The organism is Burkholderia sp. M6-3 (assembly GCF_050858985.1).
Classification (GTDB): domain Bacteria; phylum Pseudomonadota; class Gammaproteobacteria; order Burkholderiales; family Burkholderiaceae; genus Paraburkholderia; species Paraburkholderia caledonica.
On record NZ_CP110091.1, the window covers coordinates 2419264 to 2443353 of the forward strand.

Sequence of the window (24090 nt, forward strand, 5' to 3'; positions counted from 1 at the left end):
CATGAAGCGCGACACGGAGTGCCGAAGCGGTAGCCCCGTTCAGGCGGACTTTCCTTTTACCAGTGACGAATACGAAGCCGGTGCTGGCGGAGTGTTTGCGTTCGCCGCACCATTTCCCACGCCATTCCCCGGCAGTTTCGCCGCATTGGAACGTACTGACAGCGTGACGCTGTCCGCAAGCGAAGCAGCAATCGAAAATGCAAACGTATTGACGCCGTTCGCGCTTTGCACCGACACGCTGCCGCGATGCATCTCCGCAATTGCCTTAACGATCGCGAGACCGAGGCCGTGGTTCTCGCGGCTATTGGTGCGCGACGCTTCAGCACGATAAAACCGGTCGAACAGATGTTCGAGCACGCCGGGCTCGATCGGCTCGCCGGGATTCGCAACTTCAATGCGCACCTGTTGCCCGTCCCGCACAATGCGCACGTTGATCTGCGCACCAGGCTGGCAATGCTGGATCGCGTTCATCAACAGATTCGTGCAGGCGCGACCGAACAGCGAGCGGTTCACATGCGCTGTGGCGTCGCCATGCAAGCGCGCATGCACGCGAGCTTCTTCGAGTGGAATCTCCAGAAACTCCAGCGTGTGGGCAACTTCAGCCGCGAGCGATACTTCAACGAGGCCCGTTGCGCGCTCGCCCTGATCGGCTCGCGCGAGGAACAGCATGTCGTTGATGATCGCGCGCATACGTTCGAATTCCTCGAGATTCGACTGTAGCGTATGACGCAAATCTTCCACGGAGCGGTTGCGTGTCAACGCCACTTCCGTCTGCCCGATCAGGATCGTGACAGGCGTACGCAATTCGTGCGCGACGTCCGCATTGAACGATTCGAGGCGGCAGTACGCACCGTCGAGGCGTTCAAGCGCGCCGTTGAAAGAATTAGCGAGGTCATTCAATTCATGCGGCAACGACGTGGTATTCAGCCGTTGCGAGCGATTGTTCGGGCTGACGGCGGACGCGTCGCGGGTAAGACGCGTCAACGGTGCGAGGCCGATGCGCGTCACCGAATAACTGAGCAGCAGCACCGCGAGGCTGCCAAGCGCCGACAGTGCCGCAAGCGCGAAACCGAACACACGCATCGTGCGAATGTTGGGCGAATAGCTCGATGCAACCTGCAACTGCATGGGGGGCCGCGTCGAATAGCCGGGAATGGACACCGTGGTGGTGAGCATGTCTTCACCGCCGCCCACCGGCCTCACGCGGGCGTAGCCGCCGGGCCAGGTCTCGACGGTCGTACCCTCGATGGGCTTGCCATAGTTGTAGGACGGCTCGATGCTCGTTACCGCATATACGGTGCTGCGGTCATGAGGCGTCATGTCGGTAAGCTTCTCGCGCGACATACGCCATTTTTCAGGCGTCAGCCCGTGATTGCAGATGAGCCGCGCGATCTGGGCACGGTCGTCGAGCGACTCGCGCAAGTGGTTCTCGAGTTGCGAGCGCAACACCGCAAAAAGCCCCGCACCGACGAGCGTAAATACGAACAGCGCGACGAGCGCGAACATCAGTGCGAGGCGCCGTGCTATTGAACGGTTCATGGCTGTTCCGCCTCTTCGCGCACTTCGAGCACATAGCCCATGCCGCGCACGGTATGCAGCAGTTTGGAAGAAAACGGGCCGTCGAGCTTCGCGCGCAACCGTTTGATCGCAGTTTCCACGACGTTAGTATGACTATCGAAGTTGACATCCCAGACGAGTTCGGTGATCGCGGTCTTCGACAGAATATCGCCTTGCCTGCGAGCCAAAACGCTCAGCAGCTGGAATTCTTTCGCGGTGAGATCGAGACGCACGCCCTCTCGCGTCGCCCGCCTTCCGATCAGATCGACGAACAGATCGCCGACTGAAATGAGCGTGGATTCCTGCGAGCGCGTGCGGCGCGCCAACGCATGCAGACGCTCGACGAGTTCGAGGAATGAGAATGGCTTGGTCAGATAGTCGTCGGCGCCTTCGCGCAAACCGCGCACGCGGTCGTTCACATGATCGCGTGCCGTCAGCATGATGACCGGCGTCGACTTGCGCATGCGCAGCGCCTTCAGCACGCTGAAGCCGTCGCGCTTGGGCAGCATGACGTCGAGCACGATCACGTCGTAATCGAACTCGGTGGCCAGATGCATCCCCTCTTCACCATCGAGCGCGACGTCCACGACCCAGCCCTGCTCTGTCAAACCGGAGCGCAGGTAGTCCACCACCTTGTGCTCGTCTTCAACAATCAGCAATTTCATGCGCGTCCCCTAGTGTCTGCATTATACGAAACGCCTCGTATTGCTTGCCGTGCACTATGCCGGCCTCACTGGGCAGCGGCACGTGTCTGAACGGGCCCGGCGCCCTCCGGCTGCATGTCCTGTTGCCCAACGCCCGGGTTACCGCTCGTCGGTCCTGTGCTCGCGTCCCAGCCGCCGCCCAGCGCCTTGACGAGCGACACCGAAAGCGTCATCTGCTGGCCGCGAATCTGCGCGTCCTGGCGCTTGCTGTTGAGCAACGACTGCTGTGCGGTAATGACATCCAGATACGCAGCGAGGCCGCCCGAGTAACGGTCGTTGGCCAGCGCGAGCAGACGTTGCGAATCCGCGACCGCTTGCTCCGATTGCTTCGCCGCGCCGTCGAGCACGGCCAGACCCGTAATGCCGTCCTGCACCTGCTGGAATGCGTTGAGCACCGTTTGCCGATAGTCGGCCTCGGTCGCTTTATAACCTTCGCTTGCGAACTGCACGTTGGCTGCGCGCCGCCCGCCGTCGAACAGGACCTGGCTCGCCGCCGCACCGAGCGTCCACATCAGCGTGGGCGCGCTCAGCAAGCTCGCGAACTGCGTGCTTTCCCAGCCGATGCCGGGCGTCAGCGTGAGGCTGGGAAAAAACGCCGCCTTCGCAACGCCGATCTGCGCATTGGCCGCTGCCATTGCGCGCTCTGCCGAGGCGATGTCGGGCCGCCGTTGCAGCACGTCGCTCGGCACGCCGAGCGCGATCGCCGGCACCTGGAAGTTCAGGACCTTCGGCTCGATTGCGAATTGAGGCGCGGGCACGCCGACGAGCGCCGCGAGCGCATGCTCGAATTGCGCGCGCTGGTTCAGCAGCAACTGCGCCTGCACACGCGTCGTGTCGAGCAGCGACTTTTGCTGCAAGACGTCGAGCCCCGACACGGCGCCGAGTTCATGTTCGGAGTTCACATAATCGAGTGCTTTCTGCTGCAGCGTGACCGATTGGTTCAGCACGTCGATTTCGGTGTCGAGCTCACGCAATGAGAAGTAGTCGCTCGCCACCTCGGTAGTGAGCACGAGCCGCGCGTTGGCGAGATCGTCTGCGGATTGCTCGGCGGACGCCGCCGCGCCTTCGACCTGGCGGCGTATGCGGCCAAAAAGGTCGGTGTCGTAGCTGATCGTGGGACCGATCTGCAGATTGTTCTGCACCGTCGATGTGGTCGGCACGGCGTAGTTCGTGCGCGGTCTGTCGCGAGAAATCCGGAAGCGTGACGCCGATGCGGCGAGGTCCACTTCGGGAACCTGCTGCGCACGCGTGTTCGCAAGCGTCGCCTTCGCCTGAGCATAGTGCGCGCTCGCGGCCACCAGCGTCTGATTCTGTGCGAGTGCCTGTGTTTCCAGCGTGGCGAGCGTGGAGTCGCGATAGACGTTCCACCAGTCAGGGTCCATCGGCGCATGCGACGGAGCCGCGACACGCCAGTACGAATCGGTCTTCCATTCGGGCGGCACCTCTGCCTGCGGCCGTTTGTAATCCGGACCCACCGTGCACGCGGCGAGCATGGCCGCACTGGCAGCCGCACCGACCGCAGCGGCAAACCTGACGACGCCCCTGCCGCCGCGCGTGGGTTTCACGACGCCCCCTTCGTGTTCTTCTGCGGTTGCGCGATCTCGACATGATCGCCGTCCGCAATAGAATCACTCGGGTTGATGATCACTCTGTCGTTTCCATCGATCCCGCTTTCTATCTCGAGGGTCTGCCCGAGATCCTGCGCGATCACGATCTTGCGCAACTGCACAATGCCTTTTGCGTCGACGACTGCAACCCGCGGACCCTCGGCGCGAAACAGCAATGCGTTGCCAGGCACCATCCATTCCGCGCGGGCAGCCGACGGCAGCGCCACTTGCACATAAGCGCCCGGACGCAGCTTGCTATCGGGATTCGGCAATGTCACTTCGACCTGCAGCGAGCGAGTCGGCACGTCGATCGCGCCCGAGATATGCGTGACGGTGCCATGAAACTGCTGGCCGGGAAGTTCGGCCTGCGTGACCACCACGTTCTGTCCGACCGACACGTTCTGCGCATACGCCTGCGGCAGTTGCACATAAACTCGCAGCGGGTCCGACTGCGCTAGCGCGAACAGCGCCCGGCTTGTACCGCTACCCGCATCGATCAGATCGCCGACGTCGACGTTGCGTTGCGTGACCACGCCCGCAAACGGCGCGACGATCCGCTTGAACGATTCGAGCTGGCGCAAGCGCTGCACGTTGGCGTCGGCGGCGGCCAGGTTCGCCACGTCCTGCGTATACGTGCTCTGCCGTTCGTCCAGTTCCTGTTGCGAGACCGCATCGCGCTGACGCAATTGCTGCCAGCGTTCGAGCGAGCTTTTCGCAAGCGCAAGACTCGAACTGGTTTGCTGGCGCTGCGCGAGTGCCTGCGCAAGTTCCTGATCGATTTCCGGCGTATCGAGTTCGGCGAGCAACTGCCCCTGCTTGACGCGCGTGCCGATGTCGGCGTACCAGCGCAGCAAATAGCCGGTCGAGCGCGCGAATATCGGAGATTCGACACTGCCGCGCAGCGTGCCCGGCAACGTCGTGCTGCCACCGCCTTCGGCCCGCGTTGGGCTCGCCACGGTCACGTATTGCGTGGCGTTCTGCTTCGTCGTTTGCTCGACGGTGCGGTTTTGCATGAGGTTTGCAATCACAGTGCGCAAGCCGCCCAATGCGAGCAATGCCAGCACGATCCAGATGGCGACCTTCGCGCGCTTCCATTCGCGATTGCGCGGCGGCAGTGCATGGCCGCTTTCGGTCTCTCGCGACGGAATCGCCAGCGATGCATGAGTTTTTTCGGTCATCTCAGTTAGCCATCTTGGTTAGCTAGCTCCGTTAGCCTGGGTAGCCGTTTTCTTCACGTTTCGGCAATTTGTCTGTTTTGCCTGTTCGACTTCAGGCCGGTTCGCCGGCGTCGCCATTGCCGTTGCCACTCTCTTCGTGATCGTTGCGATGGCGACGCGCGAGGCGGGTATGAATGCCAGCGAACACCAGCGGCACGAAAAATAGCGTGGACACCGTCGCAAACAGCAATCCGCCGATCACCGCGCGGCCGAGCGGCGCGTTCTGCTCGGCGCCTTCGCCAAGACCGAGCGCCATTGGAATCATGCCGATGATCATGGCGAACGCGGTCATCAGCACCGGGCGGATGCGGCTCGCTCCCGCTTCGAGCGCCGCGGTGAGCGGTGGCGCGCCGGCGGAAAGCCGCTGACGCGCGAACGCAACCATCAGAATACTGTTGGCCGTGGCGACGCCCATCGTCATGATCGCGCCCGTGAGTGCAGGCACGCTCAGATGCGTGCCGGTCAGGAACAGCATCCACACAATGCCGGCGAGAGCCGCAGGCAAAGCGCTCACGATAATGAGAGGATCGACCCACGACTGGAAATTCACGACGATCAGCAGGTACACGAGCACGATCGCCATCGCTACGCCCAGGCCGAGCCCGAAATAGGAACTGCGCATCGTCTGTACCTGGCCGCGCACGGTGATCTGGCTCCCACGGGGAAGCGACGCGCGCGCCTGTTCGACGAGCTTGTCCACCTGATCCGCGACGCTTCCCAGGTCGCGTTTATCGACGCTCACGTAAAGGTCGATGACCGGCCTGATGTTGTAGTGTGTGACTACCGCGAACTGGTTTTGCGGCTGTACCCGCACGAGGTTGCCGAGCAGTTGCGTCGGCCCCGTTGCGGCGGCCGACACTGGCGTGCGCAACAGGTCGTCGATCGACGAAATGCTGTACTGCGGCGTTTGCACTGCAACGTTGTACTCGACCCCATTGCGGTCGTTGTACCAGAAGCCCGGCGACGTCTGCGAACTTCCCGATAGCGAAATCAGCACGTTTTGCGCGACATTGCTGGCCGTGAGATTGAGTTGCTGCAAACGGGTGCGGTCCATTTGCAGGTTGATGGCGGGCTCGTCGAGTTTCTGCTGGATGTGCGTGTCGACAGTGCCTGGAATCATGCGCACCTGTTTGAGCAGCTTGCGCGCGACGTCGAAGTTGCCCTGTTGATCCGCGCCGGCGATCTGTACATCCACGGCTGCCGGAAGCCCGAAGTTGAGAATTTGAGTCACGATGTCGGCCGGCTGGAAGAAAAACTCCACGCCCGGAAAGCGTTGCGGCAGCAAGGCGCGCAGCTTGTCCACATAGAGCTGTGTCGGCTCGTGACCTTCTTTCAACGCAATCTGTATTTCGCCGTCGAGCGTACCGATCGTCCCCGCATTGCTGTACGAAAGGTTGATACCGCTGTACGGCAAACCAAGGTTGTCGAGGATCGTGCCGAGTTCTTTCTCGGGCACGACTTCGCGGATCACCTTTTCGACTTCGTCGGCAAGACGTGCGGTTTCCTCGATCCGTGTTCCCGTCGGCGCGCGCATATGCAAGCGGATATTGCCCGCGTCGACACTCGGGAAGAAGTCTTCGCCCAGCACGAATGCAAGCCCCATCGACACCACGCAAAAGCCCAGAAAAATGCTGCCGAAGCGGGCACGGCGCACGAGCAGACTGCTGAGAATCACAATGTAGGCGGCCCGCATGCGCTCGAAGCCGTTATCGAAGCGCCGATAAAGACGTGCGAACACACTCGGCTTCGCATCGGCCTTCGGCTTGTGCGCGTGACCCATCAGCAGCATGGCCAGCGTGGGCACGAGTGTGCGCGACAGAACGTACGACGCAAGCATCGCGAAGACGACCGCTTCGGCGAGCGGCACGAACAGGTAGCGCGCCACGCCTGTCAGAAAGAACATGGGCACGAAGACGATGCAGATACATAGCGTCGAGACGAGTGCCGGAATGGCGATTTCGCCTGCGCCTTCCAGAATCGCATCATGCAGGTTGGTGCCCATATGCAGATGCCGTTCAATGTTCTCTATCGTTACGGTCGCATCGTCGACGAGAATACCCACCGCGAGAGCGAGGCCGCCGAGTGTCATGATGTTGATGGTCTGCCCGAGCGCATGCAAAGCAATCAGCGACGACAGGATCGACAACGGAATCGAAATTGCGATGATGCAGGTGCTGCGCCAGTTGCCGAGAAAAAGCAGAATCATCGCGGCGGTCAGCGCCGCGGCTACCACCGCCTCGCGGACCACGCCCTGCACTGCTGCCTTCACGAACACGGACTGGTCGAACAGCGCGGTAATCTTCAGATCCGGCGGAAGCGCCGCGCGCGCGGCCGGCAGCAAGCCGTGCAGCGTGTTGACGATCGAGAGCGTCGACGCGCTGCCGTTTTTCAGCACCGACATCAACACGCCGCGATGGCCGTTCTCGCGAACAATATTGGTTTGCGGCGAAAAACCGTCGCGCACGTGAGCGACTTCGCGCAGATAGGTCGTCGCGCCGTTGACCGTGCGCACCGGAATATCGTTGAGCCCTTCGAGCGTGGACGGCGAGCCGTTCATGTTGATCGTGTATTCCTTCGGTCCGATCTTCGCCGTGCCGGTGGGGAGAATCAGGTTTTGCGCGTTGAACGCGCTGACCACGTCCAGCGGCGTGAGACCTTTGGAGAGCAACGCGCGTGTGTTTAGATCAACGGAGATCAGCCGCGATTTGCCGCCATACGGATAAGGCACGGCCGCGCCGGCGATCGTCACCAGTTGCGGCCGCAGGAAGTTCAGCGCGGTATCGTTGAGCTGTTGCTCGGAGAGTCTGGTGCTCGACAGGCCCAGTTGAATCACCGGAATGCTGGAGGCCGAATAACTGATCACCAGCGGCGGCGTGGCGCCCGGCGGCATCTGCTTGAGCTGCGCCTGTTCAACGGCCACCGTCTGCGCAATCGCGGTCTGTATGTTCGCGGTCGGCTGCAGAAACACCTTCAGGATCGTGATGCCTGCGAGCGATTGCGACTCGATATGCTCGATGTCGTTGACGGTGGTGGTCAGACTGCGCTCATTAACCGAGGCGATCCGGTGGGCCATGTCCTCGGCGGACAAGCCGTTGTATGTCCAGATGATGCTGACTACCGGAATGTTGATTTCCGGGAGCACGTCGACCGGCGTGGTGAACAGCACGAAAGGCGTCGCCAGCACGATCAGAATGGCCATCACGATGAACGTGTACGGCCGCTTAAGCGCAACGTTGACAATCCACATGAAACGCGCCTGAGTAAAGTGCAGGTGACTGCCGTGAGCAGGTAAGGATGGAGAACTGGCGCTTATGCTAGATCGCTAGTACCAACACCTGCATGACGCGAAAATGGCGAGAATGTCAGGAAGCTAATCGTAAGGAAAAGCCATGGACGGACGGCCGTCCGTTACGGCCGGCCGCCGTCATATTTCAGTCAGCCTACGCTTTTTTCATACCTTCACTTCGCGAACAGCGACGACATGTCGGCGAACGCCTTGAATTCGAGCGCGTTGCCCGACGGATCGAGAAAGAACATGGTCGCCTGTTCGCCGACCTCGCCCTTGAAACGCACATGTGGCTCGATGATGAAGTCGATGCCCGCTTTCTGCAGCTTGTCCGCGGCGGCCTGCCACTGCTCCATCGAAAGCACGGCGCCGAAGTGGCGCACCGGCACGGCATCGCCGTCCACCTTGCTGGTCTGGCGGTGGCCCACTTCTTCAGGCGCGAGATGCGCGACTATCTGATGCCCGTAAAAGTTGAAATCGACCCATTGCTCGGAACTGCGTCCTTCGGGGCAGCCGAGCAATTCGCCATAAAACTCGCGCGCAGCGGCGAGACTATGAACAGGAAACGCCAGGTGAAACGGCGGCAAGACGGTGTCGGCAACGCTCATGATGTGAGGCTCGCTGGTTGAGTAGGTATTACGGTTGATGATTTCGGCGGCAATCTGCCTGAGCGAGTTGCCTGAGTCGCCATTAGCTTAACCACAATTAAAATTGGTGAAAAACGATATATATTTGATCTGACCAACACCATAATCGATCAATTGAAGCATGCTTTCCGAACTCAAGACTTTCATTGCCGTGAGTCAGTACGGCACTTTTTCCGGCGCGGGTGCTCGCATCGGGCTCACACAGTCGGCCGTCAGCGCGCAGATGCAGCGACTCGAAGAAGAGCTTGGCTTTGCGCTGTTCGATCGCACGGGCCGCTCCGCCACGCTGAACGACGCGGGACGCGAAACGCTCGCGCTCGCCGAAGAAATGATGGCGCTCTACGCGCGTCTGTCCGAACGGGGCGCGGTCGCAGCAGAGAGCGGCATGCTGCGGATAGGCGCCATTGCATCCGCGCAAGTGTCGTTTCTCGCGGATGCACTGTCGCGTTTTCGGGTGGACCGTCCCGGCTGGCGGATTCGCGTCGTGCCCGGCGTATCGCTCAATCTGCTCGGGCAGGTCGACTCGGGCGAACTGGATCTGGCGGTCATCATCAAGCCGCCGTTTGCGATGCCCTCGGAACTGGAATGGCGCACGCTCGTCACTGAACCGTTCGTGCTTCTCGTACCGAAAGCGCTTGGGCGCGGCAAGCGATCGTGGCGCGAGCTGTTGAAAAGCGAGCCATTTGTCCGCTACGACCGCACCTCGTTCGGCGGGCGCCTGGTCGACCGCTTTTTGCGGCGCTCGCGGCTGAATGTACAAGACGTGCTGGAACTCGACGAATTGCAGGCTATCGTGCAACTGGTCGCGCGCGGCATCGGCGTTGCGTTGATCCCTGACACTGCGGGCCTCGGCAAATGGCCCGCCGGCGTGGTCGCTCTCTCGCTCGAAGAGTCTACATTTCACCGCGAGATCGGCCTCGTACAGCGTCCGCGGCACAGCCGTCAGGCGGTGGCCGGCGCGCTCGCCGAGTGCATCGGCACGGCGGCGAACCAATAAACCGCAGCGTAGATGGCGCATTGCGCACGAGTGTGCCGATCGACGCGCGTTCAACTGTACCTGTGCGCTGCATGCTTCGGCGCGCAGAATCGGCGTTCCCACTATCCGCCCCTGAGTCGCAGCCCATGACGCCTACTGCCTTTCTCACCGCCGACGTCCTGATCGCCTATAGCGCCTACTTCGTCGGCACGGCAAGCCCCGGCCCGAGCAATCTGGCGATCATGTCTCTCGCTATGAGCGCGGGGCGCCGCTCGGCGCTCACCTTCGCGTTGGGCGTGGTGTCCGGATCGTTCTTCTGGGCGCTTCTGGCTTCGCTCGGTTTATCGGCGGTACTCGCCACTTGCTCGGAATGCCTCGCCGCGATCAAGGTCGCCGGTGGAATTTATCTGCTGTGGCTAGGCGTTAAATCGGCGCGCTCGGCCTTCGCTCCGCGGGCAATGCCCGCGAGCGACGCTCGCCGCAACGAGCCGCTCACGCGGCTCTATCTGCGTGGCCTGCTGCTGCATCTGACCAATCCGAAGGCCGTTCTCGTGTGGATGTCCATCGTGTCGCTCGCCATGTCGCCCGCGGACGGTACGTCGCACATCGCGCCAATCGTGCTCGGCTGCATGTGCATTGGCACGTCCGTGTTCAGCAGTTATGCGCTGCTGTTTTCAACGGCATCCGCTCGGCGCGTGTACATTGCGGTCCGGCGCTGGCTGGACGGCTCTCTTGCGATCATGTTCGGCATTGCCGGCCTGAAGATGCTGACGTCGAAAACCTAACGCGTTCATTTCGCCTCGGGCTGGTCCACGCCTGCCGCGCGCAGTGCTTCGTGCAACGTGCCGAAAATGCAGCTTCCGTCGATGATCGGCGTGATGCCGTGCCGGTCCATATCCGAGCGTAAATAGGGGTTCACACGAGCGAAAATCACCTTGATGCCGCTTCGTTTCAGCAGCCCGCATAGATCGCCCACGGAGCGCGACGCCGAGTAATCGAGGTCGGTAATCGCGCTCGCATCCACCACGAACCAGCGCACCGCGCTCGGCGCGTGGTCGATCAGGCGCCGTGCGTCGTCGACGAAAAAGTGGTCATTCGCATAGAACAGGTCGGCGCCGAAGCGATAAACGATCAAACCCGGCGCAGTCTGTGAGCCGGGAATCGCGGGCACCGGCACCCAGGCGCCGTCGTCACCGGGCGCGAGAATCATCGTATGCGGACGGTAGCTATGGCGCACATGGCGCAGTAACGACAAGGCGACCGCCACCAGAATGCCGTGTTCTACGCCGATCAGTACCACGGCTGCGGCCGTGAACACCGCGAGCGCGAATTCACCCGGACTCTCGCGGCGAATCGCGAGCAGGGTCGTCAGGTCGATCAACCCGACGGCGATCGTGAATACGATGCTTGCGAGAATGCAGCGCGGCAGATACTGCAAGAACCGGCTGGAAAACAGCAGAACGACTACCACGACGGCCGCGAATACGATCTGCGCGAACTGGCTGCGCGTGCCGGCTTGATCAGCCATCGCAGTCTGCGTCGGACTGCCGTTCACCACGAACGCACCGGAAAACGCAGCCGCTGCGTTGGCCGCGGCGATGCCGAGCAGGTCGGCATTCGTGTCGCTCGCTTCGTGATGACGCTCGGCAAATACGCGGCTCGCCGCGGCGCTTTGCGCGACGATCATTACGAAACACGAGGCGGCGACCGGCACGAGATCGAGCATCTGCTCCCATGTCACCGACGGCATACGCAGCGGCGGCAAGCCTCCGGCAACCGGACCGATCACTGCGATGCCATGCGCGGCGAAGCCGTACATATCGCTCGCGGCAATTCCCGCCACGACCGCAATCAACGGCACCGGCAACCGCGGCCAGACACGTTTGAAGAACAGAACTGTCACGACGACCAGCACGGAAATCGCAAGCGTCGGAACATCGAGTCGCGCCCAGTCACGGGCGACGAGAACAAGCTGATCCACACTGCGCGCCGCGTGTCCTGTCAGGCCGAGCATGTCGCCCAGCATCGCAATGCCCACTTGAACGCCGACTCCGGCGAGAAAGCCTACGAGCACAGTGCGCGACAGGAAGTCGGCTAGAAAGCCAAGTTTGAAAATGCGCGCGACGAACAACAGGGCAGCGGTGAGCAATGCGACCATCGCGGCGAGCGATGCGTATTCCGCGCTCGAAACGGGCGCCATGGTCGACAGGCGGCTCGCGAAGATGGTGGCGGTGGCTGAATCCGCTGCGACGACGAGATGCCGCGATGCGCCGAAGAAGGCAAACGCAATAAGCGGTAGAAAGACGGTGTAAAGGCCGGTAACAGCAGGCATGCCAGCAATGCGCGCGTAGCCGAGCACCTGTGGGATGTCCATCGACGCGAGTTGCACGCCCGCCAGCGCATCGCGTAACGCCGCCGCGCGGCTCAATGGAAGCACGCCCTTGAGCACGCCTGCGCGTGTCGCCAGATTTCCCAGAAAGTCTCGCATACGCGATGCCGCCCCAAACTCAGGTTATCGCGCATCGTGCCGCGATTCGGTACCTGAAGGCAAGGCCCGCGGACAAGACCGGCCACAACTGAAGGCCGGCAACGGCATTTACCTGCCGGTGCCGGCGAAAATCGCAGCGTTGAGAATCAACGTTTGAAGTGACCCGTGCGCGGATCGACATGCCGCGCGAAACCGAACAACGCCGCAATGCAGATCGGACAGGCGATAAAGAAAACCGCCAACATCTCACACCCCGTAACCAGTTTTCGTTGCCCACGAGTCTACGCGATAAGGTCGCGGAGACAATGCGCGAAAACCGCACAGCACTGTTGCGGACTATTACACCATTGGCAGCCCGCGGCGCATTTTGGCCCCTGAAATAGGGGGTGAAACTGCAAAGCGTTTCGTCGGAGCAGATGCTGGTGGTGTTAGTGGCTAGCGCAAACGTTGTCGCGACTACCGCGGCGCCAGGAGCGCCAACGTTCCAGTTCGGTGCGCGAGGAACGTGTTTTTGACGCGGGCATCCGTGAATCTCGCTGGATCGTGTGGCAGCAGCGGCTCGCATCGTTAAAGATGCCGCACGAGCGCAGCGTTTATAATCCGGCATGACTCGATTCCCGCACCACTTCTCCCCGCCCCCCGCCGCGCACAGCTGCCGCGCCTGCCGCCACATCCGGGCGGTCGCATGAAAACGCCGAAACGTTTGCTCCCGCTAGTCGAAGAAGGCCTGATCGACGAAGTCATATCCCAATTGATGAGCGGTAAGGAAGCCACCGTGTACGTGGTGCGCAGCGGCGACTCCACGCGCTGCGCGAAGGTCTATAAGGACGTCAAACAGCGCAGCTTCCGTCAGGCTGCGTCGTATCGCGAAGGTCGGAAGGTCAAGAACAGCCGTCAGCAACGCGCGATGGAAAAAGGGAGCCGTTACGGCCGCGAAGTGCAGGAACAGGCCTGGCAGAACGCCGAAGTCAGTGCGCTTTTCCAGTTGGCCAACGCCGGCGTGCGCGTGCCGCAACCCTTCGTTTGCAGCGACGGAGTGTTGCTGATGGAACTCGTGACCGACGCGGAAGGCAATGTGGCGCCGCGTCTGAACGATGTCGATATGAGCGAGGCGCGCGCGCTCGAACTGCATGCACTGCTCGTCAATCAGGTCGTGCGTATGCTGTGTGCCGGCATGATTCACGGCGATCTGTCCGAATACAACATTCTGCTTGCCGCCGACGGCCCCGTGATCATCGACCTGCCCCAAGCGGTAGACGCCGCCGGCAACCTGGAAGCGCCCGCGATGCTGGAACGCGACGTGAACAACCTCGCCACGTATTTCGGCCAATTCGCGCCGGCGTTGCTGAAAACGAATTACGGCAAGGAAATCTGGTCGCTTTACGAAGCCGGCGCCTTGCACGTGGATGCACAGTTGACGGGTCACGTCGAAGCCGATACGACGCCGGTCGATCTGGAAGCGGTGCTGCAGGAACTCGAGGACACGCGGCTCGAAGAAGAGGCGCGCCAGCGCCATGAAGAAGCGCTGCGCAGCGGCGCCTAACGCTCAGTGAGCGCTGCACGCGGCCTTCCGCAAGAGACGATCAGGCGCCGCCGAAGCGCGACGCGCCGATCGAAGCGGGCTTGGCGCCCGGCGCCGGCCCCACCGACTCGCGCGTTGTGACGCTCACCGGAAACTCGCGGAATATCTCCCACGTCGTTCGATAACACTGGTTGAGTAGCCAGCGCACCGCGTTTTGCGTCAGTTCGGCGGTTGGAATGTGCACCGACGTGAGGCCGGGCGCCGTATAAGCGGCGGAGTAGTCGTCGTCGTAACCGATCACCGACAATTCGTCCGGCACTGAAATGCCGGCTTCGTGGAAACGCGCGAGCGCGCTAACCGCCATTGTGTCGTTGGCGCAGAATAGACCCGTGTAGCGCCGCTTGGAATCGAGCAGTTTCTGCGCGGCACCGTAGCCGCCTTCCGGCGAGAAGTCTGATTCGATCAAGGTCACTTCGCTGCGCGAAATGCCGGCGCGCTCAAGCTCCGCGAAGAAGCCTTCGAGCCGTGTGAGGTTATCCGAAGCCGTAAAAGGCCCGGAAATCACAGCGATGTCGCGGTGACCATGCTCAAGCAGCGTGCGCGCCGCCAGTTCGCCGCCGTACCGATGATCCGCGCAAAACGACGCCTCTGGGACCTGGTCAAATGCTCGATTGAGGAACACCATTTTCGGATGCATTCGATGCAGCATAATCAGGTCTTCATCGTGCAGATCATGGCTGATCACCACGACGCCGTCGCAGTCGCGGCCAATCAGAAAACGCACCGCCTCGATAGCCTGCTCGCGCGGCGACACTTCTCCGCAGCCGGTTGCGACCACCACATGCCGGCGCACGGCGCGCAGCTCCGTGTCGGTCTGTTTGAGGATGGTGCCGTAATAGGAGCCGAAAAACGTCGGCACGAAAATACCGATCATGCCGAGCGACTGCGTGGCCATCGCGCGGCCGATGGACGACGGACGGAAGTTCAACTGCTCGATTGCAGCCCGCACGCGCGACGCGGCGTCGGCTGAGACCGGGCCCTTACCGGATATAACGCGCGACGCGGTGGACATGCCGACACCAGCCAGCGCCGCGACATCTTTCAGTGTTGCCACACGGTTCTCCGTCACACCTTGCCGTTTTCAACGACCCTCACACCGGCGCGTTACAACCGCGCGCCGCTCGCCGCGTCGAAGAGCGAGACATGTGTGCTGTCGAGCGAGAACGCCAGCGTATCGCCGGGCATTACCGGCGTCTTGCTTTGATCGATCGACGCGATCTGCACTCCATGATAGTCGAGCCAGACGACGCGGTGGTTGCCCATCGGCTCCGCGAGCGAAATTCTCGCGTGCTCGCCAGCGCCTCCGCTCTGCGTTGGACCAATGCGCACGTCTTCTGCGCGAACACCTAGCACGCATGCGCGGGGTGGCGATTGCGGTTGTGATTCCGACTGTGAGTCGCCCGATCGATCGACGAACGCATAGTTCGACACGTCGAGCCTCCACTGCCCGGTGCAGAAATGCAGTGCGTCGTCGCGCTGCTCCAGCGTGCCGTTGACCAGGTTCATCGCGGGCGTGCCGAGAAACGTCGCGACAAAGAGATTGGCGGGCCGCGCATAGACCTCGGCAGGTGTGCCGAACTGCTGGATCGCGCCGCCTCGCATCACGGCCATGCGCGTGGCGAGGGTCATCGCTTCGACCTGGTCGTGCGTCACGTAGATCATCGTTGCGCCGAGACGCTGATGCAATTGCTTCAACTCGCGGCGCAGCTCGGTCCGCAATTTGGCGTCGAGATTCGACAGCGGCTCGTCGAACAGAAACACGTCGGCTTCGCGCACGATCGCGCGGCCGATCGCCACGCGTTGCCGTTGCCCGCCTGACAGTTGAGCCGGCTTGCGTTTGAGCAGCGGCCCGAGTTGCAGCATCTCGGCGGCACGCGCCACACGCCGCGCGATTTCCGCCTTCGGGGTACCGTTGATGCGCAACGCAAACGACAGATTGCGCTCCACGCTCATCGTCGGATACAACGCGTATGACTGGAATACGAGCGCAATGCGCCGATCTTTCGGATCGGCCCACGTCATGTCTTCGCCGGCGATTTCAATGTTGCCGTCGGTCACGTCGATCAGTCCGGCAATACTGTGCAGCAACGTGGACTTGCCGCAGCCCGAGGGCCCGAGAAGCACGACGAATTCGCCGGGTTGCACGTCGAGATCGAGATTTTCGATCACCGTGTTGCCACCGAGCCGGATGGTCAGATTGCGCACCGCAACGTTCGCCGCATGCGCGGTGTCGGCGGCGTCTGCGACGCCAGGCATGTTGTCTGTTCGTGCCGTGTCCGCGGATTCTGTCATGTCAGCCGCGCCTGTCAGTGGACTCGCGAGCGTGTTCGCCTGTTTAACCACGTAGGTCATCGCTTTATCCTTTGACCGCACCGGACGCAATGCCGCGGACAAACCAGCGGCCCGAAATGAAGTACACAGCAAGCGGCACCAGCGACGTCAGGATCGTCGCCGCCATGTTGACGTTATAAAGCCGCTCGCCGGTCGTCGTATTAATGATGTTGTTCAGTTGCACGGTCATCGGCAGATTCTTCGTGCCGGCGAACACGAGGCCGAGAATGAAGTCGTTCCAGATGCCCGTCACCTGCATGATGACCGCCACCACAATGATCGGTGTGGACATAGGCAGCATCAGTTGGACAAAGATACGCCAGAACCCGCCGCCGTCGATGCGCGCCGCCTTAAAAAGCTCTTGTGGAATCGACGCGTAGTAATTTCGGAACAGCAACGTCATCACGGGCATGCCGAAGATCGTATGAATCACGACGATACCCGTCAGCGAACTGAACAGATGCACGCTCGCGAGCACTCGCACGAGCGGATAGACCATCACTTGCACAGGGATGAATGCGCCCATCAACAACACGCCGAACAGCACGCCTGCGCCGCGCGGACGCCAGAACGACAGCGCATAACCGTTCACCGCGCCAATCGCAATCGAGAACACGGTGCTCGGCACGACGATACGCACGGAGTTCCAGAAGCCGACCTGAATGCCATTGCAATCGAGCCCCGTGCACGCGGACTCCCACGCGGCGCTCCACGCGTGCAACGTGAAATGCGCCGGAAGAGCGAGCAGATTGCCGAGACGGATCTCGCTCATCGGTTTGAAGGACGTGACCAGCATCACATAGAGCGGTAACAGAAAAAATAGTGCAGCGCTGAACAGAAACAGATAGACGCCGACGCGCGCCGGTGTGAATGCCGTACGGCGGCGCCGCTTTGGCGCGGTGTGCGGCGCAGCGCTTTTCAGCGGAGAACTGAGGGTGTTCATCACACCTCCTTGCGCAACGCCGCGCGGCTGCGGGCATAGAAGAACGGCGTGAGAATCGCGAGCACGGTTGCGAGCAGAACGATCGAAGCCGCCGACGCGAGGCCGATGTTCGCGCGGCCAAACAGATAGTCCATGATGAACTTCGCCGGCACCTCGCTCGCGGTGCCGGGGCCGCCTTGAGTCATCGCGACCACGGCGTCGTAGAGCTTGACGACCATCACGAAGAGCAGCACGAACGCGGTGGAGATCGACGGTCCGAGCATGGGCACGACGATGCTCGCATAGACCCGCCAGCGCGGAATGCCGTCGATACGCGCGGCCTTCCACAATTCGTCGTCTATTCCTCGCAAGCCCGCCAGCAGCAACGCCATCACGAGACCCGACGCCTGCCATACGGTGGCAATGACGATCGTGTAGATCGCCCAGTCCTGATCGACGATCCAGTCGAATTGTGCATGGACGAAACCAAGCTTGTGCAGCACAGCCTGCGCGCCGAGCGCCGGATTCAGAATCCACTGCCAGACAAGTCCTGTGGCCACGAACGACATCGCGTACGGATATAGAAACACCGTGCGCAACGCACCTTCGGCGACGACACGCTGATCGATGAAGATGGCGAGCAGCAAACCGATCACCATGCACGCGACAATGAAACATGCACCGTAAATCACGATGTTTTGCAGCGACAACAACCACCGGGCGTTGTTGAAGAGCCTCACGTATTGCGTCAACCCCGCGAAGTCGCCCGATGGAAACGTGCGCGAATTGCTAAGCGAAACTCGCGCGGTCCAGACCATCGTGCCGAGATAGGCAAACACGACGGTCAGGATCATCGGCAGCAATGCGAGCCATGCCGCAATCGAAAAACGCTTCTTTAGCGGCTTTTTCAAGGGCTTTTTGCGCGCCCCGGCTCCGGACCGCGACGCATGCAGCTTGAGCGCGTGCATATTGCGCCTAGCTCTTCAACGCGCCGGCAAACGCTTTCTGCGCGTCGTCGACCGACTGGTTCTTGTTCCAGAAGTTAGTGACGACGTCGATCAATGCGCCTTGCGTATCGGGTGAAAGCAGCATTTCCGGATTCGGCAGCTGACGCGACTTGTCCTTCATGATTGCAATGCCCTCCTTCGCGCAAATGTCGAGACTGCCCGCATCCACATCGGGGCGAATCGGAATCGAGCCTTTCTTCGCGCTGAATGCGACTTGCGCAGGCGGCGAGGTCATCACCGTGGCAAGAAGGTTCTGTGCTTTTACAGTGCTGGCGTTATCGCTCTTTGGGAACACGAATACGTCGCCCGCGACGAGGTATGGCGAATGCGGGCCGAAGCCAGGGAAGCAGCCAAATTCCTTGCCCGCGCTCTGCTTCGCCGCCGAGAATTCGCCCTTCGCCCAGTCACCCATGATCTGCACACCGGCCTTGCCGGAAATGACGAGCGCAGTGGCATCGTTCCAGTTGCGGCCAGGCGAACCGGCATCGACGAAATCGTGCAAGCGCTTGAATGCAATCAACACCTTTTTGAACGCGTCGGATTTCACCGCATTCGCGTCGTGGTCGCGATACACCTTCAGGTAAAGATCGGGGCCGCCGACGTCGGCGAGCACGGCATCGAACGTGATTTTTTCCTGCCACGGCTGACCGCCGAATGCGAGTGGAATCACGCCTGCGGCTTTCAGCTTGCCGAGATCGGCGATGAACTCGTCGTAGCTTTGCGGTTCGGCGGTAATGCCGGCTTTCTGAAATGCGGGCTTCGAGTAGAAAAACCAGGCCGGCATGTGAATGTCGACGGGCGCGGCATAGTAGTGCCCTTTCACCTTGATACTGTCGAGTATCGACTGCGGGAACACGCCGCTCCAGTTCTCTTTTGCGGCGACGTCGTCCACATTGTTGAGCAGCCCCTGATCGATCAGATCATGAAACTGTTTCGACGTATTGAACTGCGCTGCCGTGGGCGGATCGCCGCCGACGATACGGTTGATCGCGGTGGAGCGCGCCTGATCCGCGCCTGCAACTGCGTTGTCGATCCACTGACCGCCGGCCTTGTTATAGGCATCGGCGAACTGGCGGATCGCGGCGGACTCGCCGCCCGACGTCCACCAGTGAATGACGTTGGCTTTCAAAGGCTCCGCATAAGCGAGCACTCCGTGCATTGCCAATGCCGCAACCATGGCTCGCAAGACCGTTTTTCTGCTGTTCATCCCGTCTCCTCCAAAGGCTCGCGCCCGTGTTTCAGGTCGACATGCAAATCAGCTTCTGTTTCTTCTTCGTTGCTCTATCGTTGCTCTTTCCTTTGCTTTCTCGTTCACTGTTACGCACGTTGGCTTCTCTCTCTGCGCTCCTTGAGGAATTGCGACACCAGTTCGGCGCTGCGCTTTAACGTGCGTTTCTGCGTGACGTAATCGACATGCACGATACCGAAACGGCGCTCATACCCGAATGCCCACTCGAAGTTGTCCATCAGCGACCACAGAAAATAGCCGCGTATATCGACGCCCGCCTTGATCGCTTCGTCCACCGCCGCAAGATGGCGCTTTAGAAACGAAATGCGTTGCGTGTCGTTCACGCGTCCGTCGATCACTGCGTCGTCGGAGGCCATGCCGTTCTCGGTGATGTACACCGGCGGCAGGTTCGCATACTCACGGCTGAAGCCGATCAGCAGATCGCGCAAGCCGTCCGGATACACTTCCCATCCCATCTGTGTGCGCTCGACGCCTTCGAGCGGCACTTCCGTGAAGCCGTGTGCGCCGTCGCTCGCGACATTGGTGCGGAAGTAATAGTTGATGCCGAGAAAATCGAGCGGTGCGGAAATGGTCCGCATGTCGCCGTCGAGTATCAACGGTTCGGTGCGCGGCCACAATTCGAAAAGCGCCTCAGGATAGGTACCTTTCAGCAACGGATCGAGAATCCACGCATTGTGCTGGATCTCGAACAGTTGCGCGGCGCGCTGGTCCTCGGCACTGTCGCTGTTGGGCGTGCCGCGCCCGACATTCGCGACGATGCCCTTTTGAGAAGAGGGATCGTTCTCGCGCAGCACAGGAAGCGCGAGTCCATGCGCAAGCAGCAGGTGATGCATTGCCTGCGTGGCGAAGCGTCCGTTGGCCAGACCGGGCGCATGATGGCCGTTGCCATAGCCGAGATAGGCGGAACACCACGGCTCGTTGAGCGTCGCCCATGCATCGACGGTGCCGGCCAGCTCGCGGCTCATCAGATCCGCGTAATCCGCGAAACGGTATGCGGTTTCGCGATTGAGCCAGCCGCCGCGATCTTCCAGATGCTGCGGTAAATCCCAGTGATAAAGCGTCACGAAGGTGGTGATGCCCTTCTCTTTCAGACGCGTCAGCAGGCGCTTGTAGAAGTCGAGTCCCTTGCGATTCGGCGCACCGTTGGCGTCCATCACGCGCGGCCATGCAATCGACAAGCGGTAGCCTTCGAGGCCAAGGCCAACGAGCATATCAACGTCGGATTCCCAGCGGTGATAGTGATCGCATGCCACGGCGCCGCTGTCGCCGGCGAGCACTTTGCCGGGCGTCGCGCAGAAGGTGTCCCAGATGGATGGCAGGCGCCCGTCTTCGTTGACGGCGCCTTCGATCTGATACGAAGCGGTGGCTGCACCCAACAAAAAGTTCTCGCGCCACAGTGCCGAGTCGGCGGCAGGCGTGAACGGATCGGCGGACGAATGAGAGGAAAGTGCGTCGTGTGCCACGGATTCTCCATGCAAGCAAATGCTCGGCTGAGTTGAGTGAACCGGGTACGGCGAGATACGAGGAGCGACTGCGTTGACATCCGCGCAGGCGGAGGTGGAAGCGCTTCCACACAACGCTCGCGAACAATATCAGCGGCCTCTTTGACGCAGCAATCAGGGTTTGTCTGGAGCGGTTCTGGCATGCCGATTCAACGCATGCCCGATGCATTGCTCAGTCGCGCGTTAGCGGAAATGCGGCGCGATGGTGAAGCCTCGCGATGTGCTTATCGACGGCCAGGATCTGCCTTTCGCATTACGTTGCTTGCAAGTCAGGAGAGCATGGCTTCTGGCCGTCCGAGGTCACCACTATGTCTGGGGCAGGATTTCACGGGCCACGCCTGCTTCTAATGTGACAGCTCAATTCAACGGGCAGTAAGCGCCACCCCCGCCACCTCCGCGCGCTTAGCGGCAAAATTCCAACGCAGCGCTTCGGACGTCTCCACGGGCGCGGGGAGAAGCCCCGCCCGGTAGAACGTATCGGCGATCTTTTGCTGTTCACCGAAGTTTTGCGTCTCCACTGCGCGCACCGCATAACTGCGGCGTGCGTTCGCGCGCTCGATCGTCGCAGCGTCCAATCCCCAGATGGGCGCGAGCAGCTTCGCTGCATCGTCGGGATGGCTGCGAACCCAAGCTCCCGCCGACGACAACTGCGCGAACACGGTGCTGATCACTTCCGGGTGGGCTGCGGCAAAGCTACTCGACGCGAGGTAGTACCGCTGATACGAGGCAAGGCCGGCCCCGTTGGCGAGGATGCGTACCTCCGGCGCCTGATCGACAGACGCGACATACGGATCCCATGTGACCCACGCGTCCACGCTGCCGCGCTCGAATGCGGCGCGTCCGTCGGCGGGCGTGAGATAGCTGATGCGCACGTCAGCGGGTGCGAGGCCCGCCTTGGCGAGCGCGGCGAGAAGCAGGTAATGGCTGCCGGCGGCCTTGGTCACCGCGATGCGCCGGCCTTTCAGGTCGGCGAGCGTGCGCACCGGGCCGTTGCGCTTCACGATGATCGCCTGCGCGCCTGGCGACGGCGCTTCCTGTGCGACGTATACGAAGCGCGCGTGAGCCGCCTGCGCGAACACCGGAACCGTGTCGGCAACGTCGGCGCTGAAGTCGACCGCGTCGGCGTTGAGCGCCTCGGTCAACGGCAGGCCGCTCGCAAACTCGTTCCAGCTAATGCTCACCCCCAACGGCGCCAGTGCCTGCTCGAGCGAGCCGCGCGCTTTCAGGATGGTAATGAGCGTCGAAGACTTCTGATAGCCGATCCGCAACTTCAGCGGAGCCCGAACATTACCTGTGGTTTGCGCATGGGCTGCGCTGACAGCGAGCAACGTGCTCAGCGCCACGCGGGCGAGCAATCGAAAAATAGAAAGTGTCACGACTCGGAATTCCGGAGAGGTCATTACGATCAAACTGCGATCGTAGCAACGACGGATCGCCCGGATAAGCGAGCGTTTTAACTATGCTTAGCAGGGGAACGCATAACGTTTGGTGTCGTCGCGATCTCTGCGAGGTGGCTGCTTGAACCTCCGCACCCGATGCGTCATCGCAGCGCAACATTGCACGGCAAGCTCTGACACGCCCGCGATAACACCGCGCATCCGGAGCGGAGGTCTGACCGTATATCCGTCATAGGTCCGCGATGACGGCCGGCAACGTCGATACAGCACTAAATCCGGAAGACAAGGCGTCGCTCGTCGACGCGCACCTGGTTGCACCTCGCCGCGTGGCAACCGGGTGTTTTGTAGCGGCACAAAAGGCTCAGACGCTGGCACCGCCAGCGCCGGGTTTCAATGGAGAGAATCATGGAAAAGTTGAGGCAAAACCTGCTCTGGGCCAGCATCACCGTCGCAACGGTCTGCGCGTGCAACGCGACTTTTGCTCAGGCGGGCGGCAATGGCAATGGCGGCAACGGCAGCGGTGGATCTCACGGAGCAGCGACTGCAGGCATGACTTATCACAGCGAGCCCGTCTCGAGTCCATGGAACCGCGTTCCCGGTGACATGGCAAATCAGCCGAAAATGTCCGATAAGGACAAGCAGAACATGTCGCCTGACGGCAATGGAGAGTCGGTCAAGACCGGACAGTGAGTAGGCGTGGAACGTCGTCGCTTGTCACGCATCGGCGGCCTTCCCGCTTTCTGGGAAACACCAGGGATCCTCGCACGCAAGTGTCTGGTCTTACGCATCAGAGACCATCAGCGGGAGGGCAAGGACGATAGCTAAACATCGTCGTACTAACAACTCTTTAAGCGGCGACGCGGCATCCAGCAGGCTCGCGACCCCCAGGCTTATCGTCGCCCTCAACTACCCTACTCCAGTGTTCATGGACGCACGTTCTAGCGCCTTCGTGAGGCGCTCGGCGAGCGACGATCCGCCTCTATCCCACACCAGAACATCTTCGATGTGCGAACCGTCGTCACGCGTCAGCGCAATACGCTCAGGCGAGCGGTCCCACGGATGCGAGCCTATCGAAGATATCTTGACGCCTTCGTCTCTCGTCAAAGGCATTAAACGCTGAGCCGCGAGCGGCGTTCGAACCACATTCCCCAACGGAATATGCCACGCGCATATGTACCGCCCCTATTTAATCCTCGTCTGATAGTCGTGGTCCGCCACTACGTCCAACATCATTGCGGCATGAGCCGATGATCGCGGCTGCGCGTGTCTTAAACGGGCTCTGTCCAGTCAGACAACCACCTCGACACGGCAGGACACGCCGCTTTCGACTGTCGGTCACTTGATAAAAACAGGAATCGCGGATGAAGGATGCAACAACCGGTAGAGAAATGGGCCGCCTTGGGGACTCGACGGACCACGGCGGCGAAGTCATCGAGGCAGCGTCAAACCTCACACATCTCGGCGTGGGCGTCGCACTGGACGGACACCTTGTGAAGTGCCCTGACTGCGGCGGCGCCTGGCCAATTATCGCTACCGGCAGAACCACGCACGCAGGTCGCCGCGTCGCGCTCATCGGCGACAGGACTGCATGCGGAGCCACACTCATCCGGGCGTGACG

At 61.3% G+C, this 24090-nt stretch carries 20 protein-coding genes; 5 read left to right on the forward strand and 15 right to left on the reverse strand.

The features are described 5' to 3' along the window. Positions 1–39: 39 nt before the first annotated feature. The 6 genes from OH764_RS28380 to OH764_RS28405 all read right to left on the reverse strand — a co-directional run bounded on the left by OH764_RS28380 (position 40) and on the right by OH764_RS28405 (position 8979). On the reverse strand, positions 40–1539 hold the full coding sequence (locus OH764_RS28380; protein ID WP_498849416.1) for a sensor histidine kinase: 1500 nt from the start codon (positions 1537–1539) through the stop codon (positions 40–42). After that, entirely contained in the window at positions 1536–2222 is a 687-nt protein-coding gene (locus OH764_RS28385) for a heavy metal response regulator transcription factor (RefSeq protein ID WP_020066467.1), read from the reverse strand. The genes OH764_RS28380 and OH764_RS28385 overlap by 4 nt, the downstream gene beginning before the upstream one ends. Positions 2223–2287: 65 nt before the next feature. Beyond that, positions 2288–3754 carry an outer membrane factor lipoprotein domain-containing protein gene (locus OH764_RS28390; protein WP_498851317.1) on the reverse strand — a complete coding sequence of 489 codons (1467 nt, stop codon included), beginning with the start codon at positions 3752–3754 and terminating at the stop codon, positions 2288–2290. A gap of 68 nt (positions 3755–3822) precedes the next feature. Further along, the gene (locus OH764_RS28395) at positions 3823–5046 is read right to left on the reverse strand and encodes an efflux RND transporter periplasmic adaptor subunit (RefSeq protein ID WP_498849417.1); all 1224 of its coding nucleotides are present in this window, start codon (positions 5044–5046) and stop codon (positions 3823–3825) included. Positions 5047–5137: 91 nt separating this feature from the next. After that, entirely contained in the window at positions 5138–8332 is a 3195-nt protein-coding gene (locus OH764_RS28400) for an efflux RND transporter permease subunit (protein WP_498849418.1), read from the reverse strand. Between the two features lie 212 nt (positions 8333–8544). Further along, complete coding sequence (locus OH764_RS28405) at positions 8545–8979, reverse strand: VOC family protein (RefSeq protein WP_027776038.1); 435 nt, start codon at positions 8977–8979, stop codon at positions 8545–8547. Positions 8980–9139: 160 nt separating this feature from the next. Between OH764_RS28405 and OH764_RS28410 the strand changes: the two genes are divergently transcribed. Together OH764_RS28410 and OH764_RS28415 are read left to right on the forward strand one after the other, a co-directional pair. Then, entirely contained in the window at positions 9140–10015 is an 876-nt protein-coding gene (locus OH764_RS28410; protein ID WP_498849419.1) for a LysR family transcriptional regulator, read from the forward strand. Positions 10016–10140: 125 nt separating this feature from the next. Beyond that, on the forward strand, positions 10141–10779 hold the full coding sequence (locus OH764_RS28415; RefSeq protein ID WP_498849420.1) for a LysE family translocator: 639 nt from the start codon (positions 10141–10143) through the stop codon (positions 10777–10779). 5 nt (positions 10780–10784) lie between these two features. Here OH764_RS28415 and OH764_RS28420 read toward each other — a convergent pair whose 3' ends face one another. Next, a complete protein-coding gene (locus tag OH764_RS28420; RefSeq protein ID WP_498849421.1) occupies positions 10785–12482 on the reverse strand; it encodes a SulP family inorganic anion transporter in 1698 nt (565 codons plus the stop codon). A gap of 685 nt (positions 12483–13167) precedes the next feature. Between OH764_RS28420 and OH764_RS28425 the strand changes: the two genes are divergently transcribed. Continuing rightward, on the forward strand, positions 13168–14025 hold the full coding sequence (locus OH764_RS28425) for a PA4780 family RIO1-like protein kinase (protein ID WP_498849422.1): 858 nt from the start codon (positions 13168–13170) through the stop codon (positions 14023–14025). 40 nt (positions 14026–14065) lie between these two features. Here the strand turns inward: OH764_RS28425 and OH764_RS28430 are convergent, their stop codons facing one another. From OH764_RS28430 to OH764_RS28460, 7 genes are all read right to left on the reverse strand, one after another. After that, positions 14066–15118, reverse strand: coding sequence for a LacI family DNA-binding transcriptional regulator (locus OH764_RS28430; protein WP_498849423.1), 1053 nt, complete (start codon positions 15116–15118; stop codon positions 14066–14068). Positions 15119–15168: 50 nt separating this feature from the next. After that, positions 15169–16356 (reverse strand): ABC transporter ATP-binding protein, encoded by a 1188-nt coding sequence (locus OH764_RS28435; protein WP_498851318.1) that lies wholly within the window; start codon positions 16354–16356, stop codon positions 15169–15171. A gap of 64 nt (positions 16357–16420) precedes the next feature. Then, positions 16421–17338 carry a carbohydrate ABC transporter permease gene (locus tag OH764_RS28440; protein ID WP_498849424.1) on the reverse strand — a complete coding sequence of 306 codons (918 nt, stop codon included), beginning with the start codon at positions 17336–17338 and terminating at the stop codon, positions 16421–16423. Beyond that, a complete protein-coding gene (locus OH764_RS28445; protein ID WP_498849425.1) occupies positions 17338–18285 on the reverse strand; it encodes a carbohydrate ABC transporter permease in 948 nt (315 codons plus the stop codon). Before OH764_RS28445 ends, OH764_RS28440 begins: the two co-directional genes overlap by 1 nt. Before the next feature lie 7 nt (positions 18286–18292). Next, a complete protein-coding gene (locus tag OH764_RS28450) occupies positions 18293–19531 on the reverse strand; it encodes an ABC transporter substrate-binding protein (RefSeq protein WP_087753490.1) in 1239 nt (412 codons plus the stop codon). Positions 19532–19641: 110 nt separating this feature from the next. Next, entirely contained in the window at positions 19642–21036 is a 1395-nt protein-coding gene (locus OH764_RS28455; RefSeq protein ID WP_498849426.1) for a beta-glucosidase, read from the reverse strand. A 401-nt stretch (positions 21037–21437) separates the two neighbouring features. Next, entirely contained in the window at positions 21438–22451 is a 1014-nt protein-coding gene (locus OH764_RS28460) for an aliphatic sulfonate ABC transporter substrate-binding protein (RefSeq protein WP_498849427.1), read from the reverse strand. A 426-nt stretch (positions 22452–22877) separates the two neighbouring features. Between OH764_RS28460 and OH764_RS28465 the strand changes: the two genes are divergently transcribed. Beyond that, entirely contained in the window at positions 22878–23162 is a 285-nt protein-coding gene (locus tag OH764_RS28465) for a hypothetical protein (RefSeq protein WP_498849428.1), read from the forward strand. A 216-nt stretch (positions 23163–23378) separates the two neighbouring features. On the opposite strand, the gene OH764_RS28470 is transcribed toward OH764_RS28465, so the two are convergent. Then, a complete protein-coding gene (locus OH764_RS28470) occupies positions 23379–23582 on the reverse strand; it encodes a hypothetical protein (RefSeq protein ID WP_498849429.1) in 204 nt (67 codons plus the stop codon). 251 nt (positions 23583–23833) lie between these two features. Here OH764_RS28470 and OH764_RS28475 point away from each other — a divergent pair, with 251 nt between their 5' ends. Further along, positions 23834–24088: a PAAR domain-containing protein gene (locus tag OH764_RS28475; protein ID WP_087753494.1), complete on the forward strand. Its 255-nt coding sequence runs from the start codon at positions 23834–23836 to the stop codon at positions 24086–24088. Positions 24089–24090 lie beyond the last annotated feature (2 nt).

What these genes read in the sequence shown, in the direction of transcription:
- OH764_RS28470 (WP_498849429.1), bottom strand. Translation starts at nt 23,582, where the DNA reads ATGCCTTTGACGAGAGACGAAGGCGTCAAGATATCTTCGATAGGCTCG.
- OH764_RS28445 (WP_498849425.1), bottom strand. Translation starts at nt 18,285, where the DNA reads ATGCACGCGCTCAAGCTGCATGCGTCGCGGTCCGGAGCCGGGGCGCGC.
- OH764_RS28420 (WP_498849421.1), bottom strand. Translation starts at nt 12,482, where the DNA reads ATGCGAGACTTTCTGGGAAATCTGGCGACACGCGCAGGCGTGCTCAAG.
- OH764_RS28415 (WP_498849420.1), top strand. Translation starts at nt 10,141, where the DNA reads ATGACGCCTACTGCCTTTCTCACCGCCGACGTCCTGATCGCCTATAGC.
- OH764_RS28465 (WP_498849428.1), top strand. Translation starts at nt 22,878, where the DNA reads ATGGAAAAGTTGAGGCAAAACCTGCTCTGGGCCAGCATCACCGTCGCA.
- OH764_RS28400 (WP_498849418.1), bottom strand. Translation starts at nt 8,332, where the DNA reads ATGTGGATTGTCAACGTTGCGCTTAAGCGGCCGTACACGTTCATCGTG.
- OH764_RS28475 (WP_087753494.1), top strand. Translation starts at nt 23,834, where the DNA reads ATGAAGGATGCAACAACCGGTAGAGAAATGGGCCGCCTTGGGGACTCG.
- OH764_RS28440 (WP_498849424.1), bottom strand. Translation starts at nt 17,338, where the DNA reads ATGAACACCCTCAGTTCTCCGCTGAAAAGCGCTGCGCCGCACACCGCG.
- OH764_RS28435 (WP_498851318.1), bottom strand. Translation starts at nt 16,356, where the DNA reads ATGACAGAATCCGCGGACACGGCACGAACAGACAACATGCCTGGCGTC.
- OH764_RS28380 (WP_498849416.1), bottom strand. Translation starts at nt 1,539, where the DNA reads ATGAACCGTTCAATAGCACGGCGCCTCGCACTGATGTTCGCGCTCGTC.
- OH764_RS28425 (WP_498849422.1), top strand. Translation starts at nt 13,168, where the DNA reads ATGAAAACGCCGAAACGTTTGCTCCCGCTAGTCGAAGAAGGCCTGATC.
- OH764_RS28410 (WP_498849419.1), top strand. Translation starts at nt 9,140, where the DNA reads ATGCTTTCCGAACTCAAGACTTTCATTGCCGTGAGTCAGTACGGCACT.
- OH764_RS28385 (WP_020066467.1), bottom strand. Translation starts at nt 2,222, where the DNA reads ATGAAATTGCTGATTGTTGAAGACGAGCACAAGGTGGTGGACTACCTG.
- OH764_RS28405 (WP_027776038.1), bottom strand. Translation starts at nt 8,979, where the DNA reads ATGAGCGTTGCCGACACCGTCTTGCCGCCGTTTCACCTGGCGTTTCCT.
- OH764_RS28395 (WP_498849417.1), bottom strand. Translation starts at nt 5,046, where the DNA reads ATGACCGAAAAAACTCATGCATCGCTGGCGATTCCGTCGCGAGAGACC.
- OH764_RS28390 (WP_498851317.1), bottom strand. Translation starts at nt 3,754, where the DNA reads ATGCTCGCCGCGTGCACGGTGGGTCCGGATTACAAACGGCCGCAGGCA.
- OH764_RS28450 (WP_087753490.1), bottom strand. Translation starts at nt 19,531, where the DNA reads ATGAACAGCAGAAAAACGGTCTTGCGAGCCATGGTTGCGGCATTGGCA.